The organism is Paenibacillus agri, assembly GCF_013359945.1.
In the GTDB taxonomy this organism is placed as follows: domain Bacteria; phylum Bacillota; class Bacilli; order Paenibacillales; family Paenibacillaceae; genus Paenibacillus_AQ; species Paenibacillus_AQ agri.
This window is the reverse complement of sequence record NZ_JABWCS010000196.1, coordinates 1-12,806: the sequence shown is the minus strand read 5'-3', so window position 1 is coordinate 12,806 and position 12,806 is coordinate 1. Positions and strand designations below refer to the sequence as shown.

The 12,806-nt window shown below is 46.5% G+C and carries 14 protein-coding genes and 5 tRNA genes; 4 read left to right on the top strand and 15 right to left on the bottom strand.

What is annotated here, in order from left to right; all coding sequences use genetic code 11:
• Position 1 precedes the first annotated feature (1 nt).
• The 4 genes from HPT30_RS06515 to HPT30_RS06500 are packed head-to-tail and all read right to left on the bottom strand — an operon-like array spanning position 2 to position 4,139.
• Positions 2-874 (bottom strand): type II secretion system F family protein, encoded by an 873-nt coding sequence (locus HPT30_RS06515; RefSeq protein WP_175370622.1) that lies wholly within the window; start codon positions 872-874, stop codon positions 2-4.
• A gap of 13 nt (positions 875-887) precedes the next feature.
• A complete protein-coding gene (locus tag HPT30_RS06510) occupies positions 888-1,718 on the bottom strand; it encodes a type II secretion system F family protein (RefSeq protein WP_175370621.1) in 831 nt (276 codons plus the stop codon).
• Positions 1,715-2,971: a TadA family conjugal transfer-associated ATPase gene (locus tag HPT30_RS06505; protein ID WP_175370620.1), complete on the bottom strand. Its 1,257-nt coding sequence runs from the start codon at positions 2,969-2,971 to the stop codon at positions 1,715-1,717. Before HPT30_RS06505 ends, HPT30_RS06510 begins: the two co-directional genes overlap by 4 nt.
• A complete protein-coding gene (locus HPT30_RS06500; RefSeq protein WP_175370619.1) occupies positions 2,964-4,139 on the bottom strand; it encodes a CpaE/TadZ family protein in 1,176 nt (391 codons plus the stop codon). Before HPT30_RS06500 ends, HPT30_RS06505 begins: the two co-directional genes overlap by 8 nt.
• A 925-nt stretch (positions 4,140-5,064) precedes the next feature.
• On the opposite strand from HPT30_RS06500, the gene HPT30_RS06495 reads away from it, so the two are divergent.
• Entirely contained in the window at positions 5,065-5,673 is a 609-nt protein-coding gene (locus tag HPT30_RS06495; protein WP_175370618.1) for a hypothetical protein, read from the top strand.
• Between the two features lie 346 nt (positions 5,674-6,019).
• On the opposite strand, the gene HPT30_RS06490 is transcribed toward HPT30_RS06495, so the two are convergent.
• The 4 genes from HPT30_RS06490 to HPT30_RS06475 form a co-directional block, all read right to left on the bottom strand.
• Positions 6,020-6,943, bottom strand: a complete 924-nt coding sequence (locus HPT30_RS06490) for a copper amine oxidase N-terminal domain-containing protein (RefSeq protein WP_175370617.1) — start codon at positions 6,941-6,943, stop codon at positions 6,020-6,022.
• 113 nt (positions 6,944-7,056) lie between these two features.
• Positions 7,057-7,431 carry a thiol-disulfide oxidoreductase DCC family protein gene (locus HPT30_RS06485; RefSeq protein ID WP_246316963.1) on the bottom strand — a complete coding sequence of 125 codons (375 nt, stop codon included), beginning with the start codon at positions 7,429-7,431 and terminating at the stop codon, positions 7,057-7,059.
• Between the two features lie 182 nt (positions 7,432-7,613).
• Entirely contained in the window at positions 7,614-7,895 is a 282-nt protein-coding gene (locus HPT30_RS06480; protein WP_175370615.1) for a hypothetical protein, read from the bottom strand.
• Positions 7,896-8,159: 264 nt separating this feature from the next.
• On the bottom strand, positions 8,160-8,579 hold the full coding sequence (locus HPT30_RS06475; RefSeq protein ID WP_175370614.1) for an organic hydroperoxide resistance protein: 420 nt from the start codon (positions 8,577-8,579) through the stop codon (positions 8,160-8,162).
• Between the two features lie 182 nt (positions 8,580-8,761).
• Here HPT30_RS06475 and HPT30_RS06470 point away from each other — a divergent pair, with 182 nt between their 5' ends.
• Entirely contained in the window at positions 8,762-9,241 is a 480-nt protein-coding gene (locus HPT30_RS06470; RefSeq protein ID WP_175370613.1) for a glutathione peroxidase, read from the top strand.
• Positions 9,242-9,345: 104 nt separating this feature from the next.
• Here HPT30_RS06470 and HPT30_RS06465 read toward each other — a convergent pair whose 3' ends face one another.
• The 3 genes from HPT30_RS06465 to HPT30_RS06455 form a co-directional block, all read right to left on the bottom strand.
• The gene (locus HPT30_RS06465) at positions 9,346-9,705 is read right to left on the bottom strand and encodes a DUF1304 domain-containing protein (RefSeq protein ID WP_312876308.1); all 360 of its coding nucleotides are present in this window, start codon (positions 9,703-9,705) and stop codon (positions 9,346-9,348) included.
• A gap of 86 nt (positions 9,706-9,791) precedes the next feature.
• A tRNA-Leu gene (locus HPT30_RS06460) sits at positions 9,792-9,874 on the bottom strand.
• A gap of 83 nt (positions 9,875-9,957) precedes the next feature.
• Positions 9,958-10,320, bottom strand: coding sequence for a helix-turn-helix domain-containing protein (locus tag HPT30_RS06455; RefSeq protein WP_175370612.1), 363 nt, complete (start codon positions 10,318-10,320; stop codon positions 9,958-9,960).
• Between the two features lie 145 nt (positions 10,321-10,465).
• Between HPT30_RS06455 and HPT30_RS06450 the strand changes: the two genes are divergently transcribed.
• Positions 10,466-10,663, top strand: a complete 198-nt coding sequence (locus HPT30_RS06450; RefSeq protein ID WP_175370611.1) for an XRE family transcriptional regulator — start codon at positions 10,466-10,468, stop codon at positions 10,661-10,663.
• A 37-nt stretch (positions 10,664-10,700) separates the two neighbouring features.
• Positions 10,701-11,333, top strand: a complete 633-nt coding sequence (locus tag HPT30_RS06445) for a hypothetical protein (protein ID WP_175370610.1) — start codon at positions 10,701-10,703, stop codon at positions 11,331-11,333.
• Positions 11,334-11,391: 58 nt separating this feature from the next.
• On the opposite strand, the gene HPT30_RS06440 is transcribed toward HPT30_RS06445, so the two are convergent.
• The 4 genes from HPT30_RS06440 to HPT30_RS06425 form a co-directional block, all read right to left on the bottom strand.
• A tRNA-Leu gene (locus HPT30_RS06440) sits at positions 11,392-11,474 on the bottom strand.
• A gap of 4 nt (positions 11,475-11,478) precedes the next feature.
• Positions 11,479-11,553, bottom strand: a tRNA-Glu gene (locus HPT30_RS06435).
• A gap of 482 nt (positions 11,554-12,035) precedes the next feature.
• Positions 12,036-12,127 (bottom strand) — tRNA-Ser (locus tag HPT30_RS06430).
• A gap of 7 nt (positions 12,128-12,134) precedes the next feature.
• A tRNA-Asn gene (locus tag HPT30_RS06425) sits at positions 12,135-12,210 on the bottom strand.
• Between the last annotated feature and the right edge of the window lie 596 nt (positions 12,211-12,806).

Genomic DNA, 12,806 nt, shown 5'->3' with positions numbered 1-12,806 from the left:
TCTACATTTTGAGCATCATGATCGCCGGTGTTCCTACCAGCACAATAACGATTAAAAAGATCACTACCATTGGAAAGACCAATTTCGAGGAAGCCTGCTCCCCGCGTGTACGGCTGACCGCCTTCCGTTTATCCCACAGCATTCGTGACAGGTCACGGAGCGCCAGTACAAAATCGCTCCCACCCCTCCGATAGTTAAGTAATACGGTCGTGGTGAATAGCGACACTTCCTGCACAGCACAGCGTTTGCTAAAGTTCTCAAGCGACTGCTGAAAGGAATAGCCGCTCTCCCATTCCCCCGTCATCGCTACTAATTCTTTATATAACGGGTGTTTCGTATTCCCTTTGCGGCTCTCCACACAACGCTGGATGGCCCTTTGCACGGTCTCACCGGCGCCGACCAGAAGCACGATGCTGTTCAACAACTCAGGCAACTCCAGCAAAATATTCTGCTCCCGCAACCGCACCTTTTTATGCAAATCACTCGCTAGAGCAACCGGCAATACAAGTGCCAACAAAGAGCCCAGTATAATCCCCGTCTGTTCTCCAGTTAAAAGCGTCAGTGCGCTCCCACCTGCTGCCAGCAGCCAGCTATAGCTGAGCATTTCTCCCGCAAAGAGCAGCGTTCGCTCTGCGCTGTATCTGGTACCCTCAATCCGTTGAAGAGAACGCTGAATTTTGAACATCACTAATGGAAAACGACTACCAATGCCAAGCCTATCAATCAATAGCATCATTGGTTCGCCAAGCCGTCTCAGCCTCAGTCCCTCCATGGGTAACGTGCGCAATCCGGCATATCGGTTGCCACTTTGCACACGAAAGACACACCAGAACACTATCAATAGAAGCAAGACAACACCAGATACCCATCTCATCCTCATCCATCCTTCAAAGCGGGATATTCATTATCTTGGAAGTCCACAAATAGCAAAGGAACAATCCTCCCAGTGCCAATGTAGATATAACCATCCCTAGCCCGGTGTACATAGGCTCCATATAGTCACCAGCCGTCAGACTCATGAACATAATCATGGCCAGCGGAGAGATCAGTAGAGCCTTAGCCTCGAATTTCTTCTGGGCAATACTGACGGCAATATCCTGCTGGATATCCAGCTTCTCGCCAATGACTGTCGAGGTACGGCGGACCACCTCCACCAAGTCACCACCTGTCCGCTTGCATACCGTGAACACATCTGCGAAGCGTTCAACATCCTCCAAGCCTGCCCGTGCACTAAAATCATGCAGCGCTTCTTCCACCGGCTGACCATTCTCCATACGCGCGCAGATAATGTTCAGCTCGGCAATCATATCTCCGCCCCCTTCGGGATCAAGCATGTGCAGATCTTGCACCGCTTCCCGGAAGGCATTCTCTACGGAGCGGCCTGCCGAGAGGGAAGAGGATAATGAAAAGAGTGTCTGCTTGAACTGTAGCGTGAGTCCCATCCGGCGACGGTTATGCAAATAATCCCGCAGCAGCCGCGGAGCATAGCCCCCGCCCGGTACCAGCACCAGCGCTATCAGCCAATGATGATAAAAGAGATAGCCGACTCCATACAGGAGCAAGCTCCCGATTAGGATTGCCGTGTTCTTTTGCCAAGAAGATAAGATGTAGTCCTTGTAATCCGGCAGAACCGTCCTTCCCTCTACGCCAGATTTCCTGTTTTGTGACTTAGCAAGAGCCTGCTTGAAATTCCCGCTCTGAATCAAATCCTTTCTCACCCCTCCCTGATTCCCTCGGTATACTTCGATAGCGGATGCGTAGAGATACCCGACATTCTTAGCTTGCCGGTATGCAGAAGTGCATTGCCGCAGGCCGTCAGACCTCCCTCAACCCGTCCGTCACGCTCCCCCACCTCCCGGAATTCATAGAGTGGATTGAGCTGTACCTCCCCATTCTTTAATCCATCGACCTCACAGATTTCCATCACCCGGCGGGAACGGTCACGTAACCGGGAGAGATGCACGAAGATATCAATCGCTGAACTGATCTGCTGCCGGACCACCGTAACTGGCAGTTCCGCCGCGCTTAGCACCATAGTCTCCATACGGCTAACCATATCGCGGGCGCTGTTTGAATGCCCCGTGGACAAGCTGCCGTCATGCCCAGTGTTCATCGCTTGCAGCATATCCAAGCATTCCGCGCCCCGCACCTCGCCAACGACAATCCGGTTTGGCCGCATCCGCAGCGAAGAACGGATCAGATCGCGGATCGTAATCTCTCCCTTGCCTTCCGTGTTAGCATTTCGCGTCTCCAGGGAGACTAGATTCGGAACGGTGACAATCTGTAGTTCCGCTGAATCCTCAATCGTAATGACACGCTCCTGCGAGGGAATGAATTGAGATAATGCGTTCAGGAATGTGGTTTTACCCGAACCCGTCCCTCCGCTGATAAAAATATTGTATTTGGCCTCAACCAGAGTCTGCAGCAGCTCCGCCGCCTCTTCACTGAGTGCCTCGCGCCGGACCAGTTCGTTCATGGTCATAGGCTTTTCCGGAAATTTACGGATGGTCATCGCCGGACCTTTCAAGGCAACCGGTGGCAGAACAATATTGACGCGGGAACCATCCTTGAGTCTTGCATCCACAATAGGAGAAGAATCATTGACCACCCGGTTCACGCCGGAGACGATGCTCTGGATGATATCTTCCAGTCTGCTGTTGGATTCAAAAGCTAGCGGTAGACGGCGGATGACTCCCTCTTCTTCAATGAAAATATCATTGTGGCTATTGATCATAATTTCTGTAATCGCCGGATTATCTACCAGGGGCTGAAGTACATCCAGCCCGCGGAAGGAGTCGAACAGTCGCTTCACCAGTTCATGCTTTTCCTGTGCCGTTAAGTAGCGAAGACTCTCCCGCTCCAGAATGGTCTGTTCAATATAGGCTGTAAGCTCTCGATTCCCAACAGATGAAGTAACATCCAGTCCGGCCCGGATGTCACCGCGCAGCGCTCTGAACATTTCCTCATTCATAACCGGCATTCCCAGTAAAAACCTGCGGCAGAGAAGGCTCTATGATCCCCCGGCACAGTTCCATAATTACTTGCTGGAATTGGGGAGAATTGAGATACAGTTCCTCACGGTGCCGCAATGTCCAAGACGGAATATATGGAAGTACCGCATCCATGCTCAGCCCTTCAGGCAAGCCCCCTACTTCTATATCATCTGACCCAAAGTTTATGACAAATCGGCTCTTCTCAAGAATGCCCGGCGGCAGGCCGGAATGAGGTGCACTGCAATGCGACAGCCATCTGGCCGTCTTATGTATGCTCAGATCATCATTGCACATCACCCATAGCAGAATACCGCATCGCTGCAGCACCGCCTTGGCCCGCTCCTCTTCTATGCTCCCGGTATCGATGATGACAATATCATAGCTGCGAGTAGCAGTGAGTAGTTCAAGCAAGTCGAGCGTATCCTGTGAAGTCATCTGGAGCATTTCTTTGAGATTGCCCACGGGTCTAAACGCATCGCTCTGCAGCTCCTCATGCCGAATGACATAACGTCTCAGTTCAGGTGTTCCAGCCTCTTCATCGTTCCGGCCAGCCTGTAGATCATAGAGTAGCCTTTCCAGCCCAGGAACATTACCTTGCGGCGGGCGAAGAATGATACAGCTGCTATCCACACTTTCCAGATTGAGATAAAAGACCGACAACCCCTGTTCGCCCAGTACTTTCGCCATATTCAGGGCAATCGTCGTCTTGCCGCTGCTGCCACTACAGGAGACTACACCGAGCAGCAAAGTTTCTTCTTTGGCCGACAACAACATGTCTGAACGTCTGACATTACATAATTGCAGTATTGATTCCAGTAAGGAAGGTAACGACTGGTACTTGGCAATGACTTCCCCGCCGGCTAAACTCTTATTACTGGTCCCATGATAGCTTCCAGGCCCTCCATCTTCACTTAGAACCGCCCACCGCACAGTGCTTCGTCCGCTGACCAGCCAAGCTTCAATGAAGGCCGCGTCCCCGACAACAGCGTCTGGCACCTCATCGCCCTGTATAAATTCTGCAAAAGCCTCCATCCGGCTGAACGCCGTAATCCGCAGCAGCTCGCTATACCGGCTATGATGAAGATAGTGCAGCAACGGTTCGATGTATTGACTCTCCCGCACGGCCAGCACAATCCTTGCCGCCATGCCATCACTCTCCTTTCTCTAAAAAAAGACAGCAAAAAAGCACCGCCAAAAACCGTGAAATACGGTTAATGAACGGTGCTTCCGTTACTATCCTTTAATTTACAGCTATAGTAGCATATATATAAACAGGCGGCAATCCTTTTTTTTACACAACATACCCCGTTACAGAAATCTCTTTCGAATCTCCAGTGTCGGTAACAGGAAATATATAACATCAATGATCCAATTTACGTTACTGTTACCCTGGCGATCTTTTTTTCATTTCATCAATACCTTATTTTGGTTAATCAACAGGCGTGATAAGACATATCATAATTACACACAACTTCACAATACGCCTTACTTAAGCGATTCTAGTTATTTTGCTATCTATTGTGGTTGAAAAGCATAAAAGGACTCAAATTGGAGGGTAGGGTGGTATTTACGAAGAGATCAAAAGAGAGAGGCACCTTTTAGGTGCATTCTCTCATAAAATCAAATTCGTTCGACTCTGCGGTACAGATACGGTACGAAAACGAGAAATACCTTTTTAAACATAGTCCATTGTCGAAGCATCGCTTGGAGCAGACGCATCTAACCTGCTCAAAAATGAAGACCGTCCACATAGCCATTACATGGATTTTGGGACGGTCTCCTTGTCTTTAAGACGGTAGGGAAACCTCTCGACAGGCAGTCATACATTAAGATACTCTTCAACTTGAAGCGCTCGAACAGATCCATCCGACATATGTTGTCGGTGTGCTTCGAGCAACTCTATTGCGAGCATTCAGCATATTTTTAATAATCTCAGGGGAACACCACCTGTACCCCATTTCAAGATAATAATTTGTCATGGTAATTGGCTCATACGCGCTTGCTTTATGAAACAACCTGCAATAGAGGTCACTAGTAAATTGTACAATAGTTGAATAAGGAGACGATTATTATGAAACTTGAAAGGCTAATTGATTACGACTTCATTACTTATCTGGTAATTGGTGCGATCATTTTGTCCATCATTAGCCTGATCATCTTGGCTACAACCCTTTATAGACGAAAAACAAAGCATTACCGTATAAAAACATTCATTTCCACCGGGCTGTTTCTAATTTCACTATCATTAGTTTTTTATTATTATCGTCCAAATATTATAGAATTTCAAAAGCCCGTTTCTCAAGATTACGATATTTTTGTGTATAAATCACAACCTAATTCCACTGGCGGCATTACAGAGAAAAGGTATGAACTATCTTTTGAAGAGTTTTCACAAATAATTGATAATCTAGATACTGTTCCATTATCGCGGCAAATCATTGACTGGAATAAAAATAAGCGCGGTATGGTACAGTATAATATCTTTGTTATCCCGCTTATACACGAACTAAATGGTATCTATATCAGTGAAATATACCTTTATGCAGACATTGGTAATGTATTCAAATCATATATTGTAGCATCAAAGGATGGGCGAAAGCAGTCCTATCAGATAAAAGACAAAGCAAAAATAGAGAGTCTGATCGCGGAGTTAGAACGTTTCACGGATTTGAGTCATTAAGCAGTGTCATTTTTTCTTAGTGTTGCGAAGAATATGCTGTCGAATCGACAGAGTTAAAGTTACAAACTATAAATGAGCAAATTCGCTTCCAGTAAACATGTAAGATCAAAAAAATAAAGACAAAGTGATCTCCTTGTGGTAAAAATAGTCACCACAACGCATTTTTACTCGCACGGCCAGCACTCTCCTTTCTCTAAAAAAGACAGCAAAAAAGCACCGCAAAAAACCGTGAAAAACCGTTAATGAACGGCGCTTCCGTTAATATCCTTTAATTTTCATCTATAGTAGCATATATACAGGGAGCAATCTTTTTTTCGCACACCATAAATACAGCCTCTGACCGTTCTCAGCGTTTGCTCTCCCCCGGAATGGCTACAACGAACTGCTTGCGTGTATCCGGCCAGTCCGTCAGACGCCCTAATTCAGCGGAGGTTCCATCAATATTAGCTATGCCGTAGATGACCAGACCACCCCAGATACTGGTGTTAAAATACACATATTCCTGAGATAGTACAGGCCGCTTGCCATATTCCTTGTAGATCGGATTTCCAAACACAGATGTAATATCCTTGTTCGTCGCCTCCTGGACATTGTCCAGATTTGCTTCCCAGACCACTTGGCGAATATTATCCTTAATCTCGAAATAAGTCACGAAATGCCCGTACAACAAGTAGTAGCCATCCGACTTTCCTTTAGCAAAATAATAGGTTTCGGAAAAAACTTCACTATCACCAGCACTATTCTCATCTATTAGTTTGGAAGGCTTGCTCGCATCCAATGGGATTTGCATTGCTGCTATCCGTGAAGTCGCCAAGTCGCTGCTGTTATAATTCTTCAAAATCTTCGCGCTGGCCCGCTCTTGAATCCAGACCGTATTGGTAACTGCATCTACAGTGATCCTAGCGCCCAGTGCCTCAGCAATAAATCTCAGCGGGACCGTAACTCTTCCATCCACAATCCTGGCAGCCACCTCCAGCTGCACCGGATTATCGTTGATAGAAGCAGTTCTATCACCAACAGTAAGCTGAATAACCGTAGAATCGCGTTTAATCGTTATTTTCTTCGTTTGAGCCACCCACTGCATGGAGAGATTGGCAAAGCGTTCAAAAGACTTCAACGGAACCATCGTATGCCCGGATTCAGTTACAACTCCCGCCACGCTTGAATTATTTACCACAACCTGAAGCTTGGGGGCCGCAGACACCGTACCCGTAATCCATAAAGAAACCAACATGAAGACCAGCATGTGAATCCCCGCTTTTCGAGCCATTGCTCCATCCCACCCTGTAATTTATAGATAACAGATCAATATAATGAAATGATACAATAAATATACATTTTTCAAAAGCATTAGCAAGCGCATAAACCGCACTCTCTTTGCTCTTACAGAAATCTCTTTCGAATCTCCGGCGTAGGGAGCAGGCACTGCTCATCACGTCCGAACCAGCGGTAGCGGTTGCGTGCCACATAACGATAAAGGAGATCACGCAGAGGTCCCGGCACCAGGGTGAACACGTAAGCCAGCGGCCATGGAAAACGGAGCCCACGAGCAATCCGCAGCGCTGCAGCTGACTCTGTATAATACCTCCCGTTCTCCACGAGCACGACGGTATCCAATTGCTTTGGATCAAGGCCTCCATCACGGAGCAGCTGAGCAGCGACTTCACTTTGCAGGGGAGCGAATACAAATCTCGATTTCGGATCACGAGGAATAATAAAGCGGACCAGTCCCTGGCAGAGATGACATACACCATCCATAAGGACCACCGATTTATCGTGCAGCCTTGCATCAGTCAACTTTGTCGCAGGCCGACCTACAGAATTCTCTTGCTCACCCATAATCCACGCACCTCTCCCCCATTTTTTCCAATAAATTCTGCTAAAAGCAAACAAAAACGCGGAAAAAAAGCTTCCGCGCCATCTAAGTTCCGCTCATTCAATTATTCAGCAATAGCCTTCTCAATCCACTGATTATCGCCAATCATTTGCTCTTCGAAATCAGCGGTGAATGCTTCCATACATTTGCAGATGAAATCTTTGCGACAAATTGGACATGGCGTTTTCAACAGGCGGCTGATGTTCGTCATTTTCCATTCCGGAAACCGATGATAAAACGCGCGGCACTCCGTTCCGTCAGCAAGCTTGATAATGAACTCGTACAATCCTTCCTTATCATTGCTGCTGGCCTTGGTCACATTCGTAATATTCGGTCTGTAAGACATCTTCATCACCCATTATTTAAATTTTTGTTGGTTATTTGCACACGCGACATATTCAGATACTTAGACATATTAAAGAATTTTAAGGGGGATGTCAACCAAAGTACGCACCGCTGGATCTCTTTCACTATCCATAATCCCTATTTAGATAGGATTGCCATAAAAATCGCCCTTCACCCTCCTCTTAGAAAATAGCAAAAAAGACCCGCTGTGCAAGCCGGGCCTTAACTGCGCATAGGTTATATTCATAACGCTTTGCTCTATGTTTTATACCACATTTAGCTCCACTTCAATATTGCCTCTGGTAGCCTTGGAGTACGGACAGAAGTCATGGGCTTTCTTCGCCAGATCCTCCGCCTGAGCCTTATCGATACCGGGGATCTTCACATCCAGACGTACAGCCAGCTTGAAGCCGCCGTCACTATCATCCTTGCCAATCATTACATTGGAGGTCACTTCCACCTCTTGAAGCTTGACGCCTTCCTTGCGGGCGATATTCGCCAACGCACTCTCGTAACAGGCGCCGTAGCCTGCCGCGAATAATTGCTCCGGATTGGTGCCCGAGCCACCGGGACCACCCAATTCTTTTGGCATACTCAAGTTGTGTTTCAGCGCGCCGTCAGAGGATTCGAACGAGCCTTCCCGGCCGCCATGTACTGTTGCTGTTGCTGTATACAATGCTTTCATCACTCATCTTCTCCTTTAACCGCTGTATTTGTTGCAACCTTACACCCTAACTTTAAACCATGGGCATAATTTGAAACCATGTGTCACAAATCGCTTGCCGTCTACATTTGACTCTCAATATAAATAGTGTACAATTAAATTGACATAAATATTTATAGGTTTAAAATTAGGAGGCGCTATCCATGAGCATTTATGATTTTGAAGCCCAAACCCTGCGCGGAGAAGAAGAATCCCTCTCCAAGTACAAAGGCAAGGTACTGCTCGTCGTGAATACAGCCAGCAAGTGCGGATTTACCCCCCAGTTTAAAGGTCTCCAGGAAGTGTATGAAAAATACAAGGATCATGGATTTGAAATACTCGGTTTCCCAAGCAACCAGTTTGCAGGCCAAGAGCCGGGCGAGAGTGATGAAATTGCAGAGTTCTGTGAAATCAATTATGGTGTGACCTTCCCGATGTATGAGAAAGTGGATGTAAAGGGCGATGAAGCGCATCCGTTGTTCAAATATTTGTCCGCAGAAGCACCGGGAGTTCTGGGCTCGAAGAGCATCAAGTGGAATTTCACCAAGTTTCTTGTTGACCAGGATGGCCGCGTCCTGAAACGCTTTGCTCCGAAGACAACACCGGACCAGATCGAAGCAGAAATCAAGCAGTTGCTCAAATAATACTTTTTGCAGATAGCAAAAAAGGATACTCACCCCACTGCAGCTTTACACTGCGATGGAGGAGTATCCTTTTTTTTAGATGAAGCCCGTTCCCTACGTCTGGATTACCATTGGAACAGAACAGCTATGATCCCAAGCAATGCTGGCAATGCCTGCACATACAAAATCGTTTTCTTGGCAGTAAGGCTGCCGACAATCCCGGCAATTAGCACACAGGCCAGGAAGAACAATTGAATATGACGTCCTACTTCATCCCCTGGATACAACAGCCCCCAGATCAAACCGGCGGCCAGAAACCCGTTGTAGAAGCCCTGGTTAAACGCCAGCGATTTCGTAGCCTTAGCATCCTGCTCTGTCAGTCCGAAAGTCTTCATCCCCTTGGGCGTAGCCCACAGGAAGCATTCCAGATATAAAATATAAATATGTATAACCGCAACCAGACCCACCAGAATCGTACTTATGATCACAACTTTCCACCTCCAAATTAATGCTACCTGATATTAACAAAAAAAAGCCTTGCTAAGCAAGGCTTTCTTCATCATACAATATATGCGGTAGAGAGGACTCGAACCTCCACGGGTATACACCCACTACCCCCTCAAGATAGCGTGTCTGCCATTCCACCACTACCGCGCGGTGTGTACAACGTAATGAATTGTTCTGAGGTCAACATTCAATATTATAATCTTTTTATCCTCAAATGTAAAGATGTTCACTCAAGAATTTTCTTCTGCTGCTTTGCGTCTCCGATATTCGGTAAAAGCAAGGTATTCCTTGATGAATATTTTCTCATCCGGCAGCAATTCAATGTGGCAATTCAATTGCCGTATTTGCTCAAAAAAATAATCCTCGCTGCTCTCACGCACCATCTCCGGTGCAGCTTTGCCAAGAATCAGCCAATCCAGGCTTACTTGAAAGTATGCCCCAATCTCGATAAGTTTATGAGTGCCAGGGGTAGACTTGCCACGCTTCCAGTCGCCCATATTTCCAGTGCTGATCCCCAGCTCCTCGCAAAATGACTTCTTCGTGATCCCTTTTTGTTTGATCAAGTACTCAATACGCTCGTATATGGACTGCATTTGCTGACCGCCTTCCACCTTGATAAATAATCACTTATTTAAGTTGTTTTTGTTGAAAATGACGTAAAAAAGTATATAATTAACTATTATTATGTCTTATTCCATTATATCATACAGCTGGAATATCGATAAAGAGGTGAGATAGATGAACAACAAGCATCCCATAACGCCTTATGGTTGGAGAATTAAGCAACGTCTGACGGAACTCAGACTTGACCAGAAGGATTTCTGCCGAATCAACGACATCCCTCCCTACCGCCTATCCAATTTGATCCACGGAACACGCAGGGCCGAGCGGTATCGGCGCCAGATTGAGAAGCTGCTAGACTTGCCGCCGTCCTAGTAACGGACCCATTCGGGATCACAAGGAGCGAAAACCTTTGTCACAACCCCCATCCCCTTTAGTTACACAATCCATTGATACCGTTCCCCACAATGCGCTGGTTATAGACCGGTATGGCACCATTCAGTCACTCAACAGCCGCTGGCACGCCTGCTGCAAGGAATACAGTCTCCCTTCTCAGCTTGCAAAGGTGGGAAGCAATTATTTGGAGCTGCTACCAGAATGGGTCGTGGAGCCTACTCTTTTGCACAACGTCTTAAAATCTACGCTGGGCGGAGAACGCCTTGTAGTCAGTACCGATTCTACTATACTATGTATTCCCAAAGGCAGACGGGTATTCCGGTTTGAGGCGTTCCCCCTTCTGCCAGTTCCTTCTCTCGAGAAACCTATGTGGGTCATCGCTCATCAGGATGCCGGATCAGTTATGGAAGGACGCCACATTCAGCCACTGGCCATACACCGTTCCACAACGAAGCAAGCATTCAAGTTCATCCCCATCTGCGCGTCCTGCAAGTCCATCCGCAACGAACAGGAGGAGTGGCTGACCATTGAGCGTTTTTTGCAGCTGCAGCTCCACGTACAATTCACTCACGATATCTGCCCAGGGTGCGTTCGGCAGCTATATCCGCAATACGCCGGTGCGTTTAAAGGGACCTCAGGACAAGTATAAATTCAAAAAAAGGTAAGAATCTCTCTGCGAAAGCAAAGAAGTTCTTACCTTTTATCTATGCGGTAGAGAGGACTCGAACCTCCACGGGTATACACCCACTACCCCCTCAAGATAGCGTGTCTGCCATTCCACCACTACCGCATATTGGTGACCCGTAGGGGATTCGAACCCCTGTTACCTCCGTGAAAGGGAGGTGTCTTAACCCCTTGACCAACGGGCCATGCTGTTCAGTTATGTTCTTTTCACAACAAAAATGAGTATATCAGACTCTAGCGATTTTGACAAGATATTTTTCAAAAAAAGTATAAGAGACGTTTTGCGACGCCAAAAGAACTTTTTCCTGCTGCCTTTCCTGGCGGAAAAATACAGTCAAGTCTCCTATCCCTTCCTCTGTAAAGACATACAATCAAGCATCTTCTTCCTTTCTCCGCAGAGACATACAATCAAGCATCCCTTTCCTTCCTCCGCAAAGACATACAATCAAGCATCCCTTTCCTTCCTCTGCAAAGACATACAATCAAGCATCCCTTTCCTTCCTCCGCAAAGACATACAATCAAGCATCCCTTTCCTTCCTCCGCAAAGACATACAATCAAGCATCCGATTGTTCATCTCAATCTTCACCTTCAGTACAAAAAAGAAGAGTCCTGAAGGACTCCTCTGTACGTTCATTATGTATGTTCGCTTCGTGAACCACAATATGTGGCGGAGAGAGAGGGATTCGAACCCTCGCACCGCTTACGCAGTCTAACCCCTTAGCAGAGGGTCCCCTTATAGCCACTTGGGTATCTCTCCATGAAAATGGCTCCCCGAACAGGACTCGAACCTGTGACAACTCGATTAACAGTCGAGTGCTCTACCAACTGAGCTATCAGGGAACATTAAAAGGTGTGAACAAGATATAATTTATCATGATTTCAGGGTTCAGTCAAGCGTTGATTTTAATTTTTTGTGATCGGTTTCATGTGGGGCGGGAGTATTGTTTGCTTAGCTGGGCCGCTTCGGGTTCGGGGAGTGTTATGATCAATAAAGCTGCTAGCGACTGGATGTCCTAGAACAAGCCGCTACGAATTCGGAGGGTTCTTGCGATCGCTGTTAAAAACCGATTTTTTAAGTGTAGAAAGAGTTAGAGGTTGAAATCGGTCTTTTAAGGCGAACACTATCGTTTTTCCAGAATCATCCTTCCTTTTCGCTCTACTGCTGCGCAAGGAAAACACTGGTTTTAATATTCTTTTATATAGAACACATTAAAATAACAAATAAAATCCGGAATTCGTTTCCAAAGTGGAATTAACGGCATTTTTGTACCTTAAATATTCTGTAGCTAAGAATAAATGACAATTAAGTGCAATATTGTACCTCTGTCAATAGAGTGGACACAGTAAATAGGGTCAATTCGCTAGTTTTAGATTGCTGTAGTACAGTGACTCGAAACGATCTGGAGACAGATATCCCAGTTTACTGTGAATTCGTT

Bases quoted from the DNA above. Each gene is read 5' to 3' on its own strand.
- HPT30_RS06450 (WP_175370611.1), top strand. From the start codon at position 10,466: ATGAACAACAAGCATCCCATAACGCCTTATGGTTGGAGAATTAAGCAA.
- HPT30_RS06480 (WP_175370615.1), bottom strand. From the start codon at position 7,895: ATGTCTTACAGACCGAATATTACGAATGTGACCAAGGCCAGCAGCAAT.
- HPT30_RS06455 (WP_175370612.1), bottom strand. From the start codon at position 10,320: ATGCAGTCCATATACGAGCGTATTGAGTACTTGATCAAACAAAAAGGG.
- HPT30_RS06490 (WP_175370617.1), bottom strand. From the start codon at position 6,943: ATGGCTCGAAAAGCGGGGATTCACATGCTGGTCTTCATGTTGGTTTCT.
- HPT30_RS06475 (WP_175370614.1), bottom strand. From the start codon at position 8,579: ATGAAAGCATTGTATACAGCAACAGCAACAGTACATGGCGGCCGGGAA.
- HPT30_RS06495 (WP_175370618.1), top strand. From the start codon at position 5,065: ATGAAACTTGAAAGGCTAATTGATTACGACTTCATTACTTATCTGGTA.
- HPT30_RS06470 (WP_175370613.1), top strand. From the start codon at position 8,762: ATGAGCATTTATGATTTTGAAGCCCAAACCCTGCGCGGAGAAGAAGAA.
- HPT30_RS06485 (WP_246316963.1), bottom strand. From the start codon at position 7,431: ATGGATGGTGTATGTCATCTCTGCCAGGGACTGGTCCGCTTTATTATT.
- HPT30_RS06500 (WP_175370619.1), bottom strand. From the start codon at position 4,139: ATGGCGGCAAGGATTGTGCTGGCCGTGCGGGAGAGTCAATACATCGAA.
- HPT30_RS06505 (WP_175370620.1), bottom strand. From the start codon at position 2,971: ATGAATGAGGAAATGTTCAGAGCGCTGCGCGGTGACATCCGGGCCGGA.
- HPT30_RS06515 (WP_175370622.1), bottom strand. From the start codon at position 874: ATGAGATGGGTATCTGGTGTTGTCTTGCTTCTATTGATAGTGTTCTGG.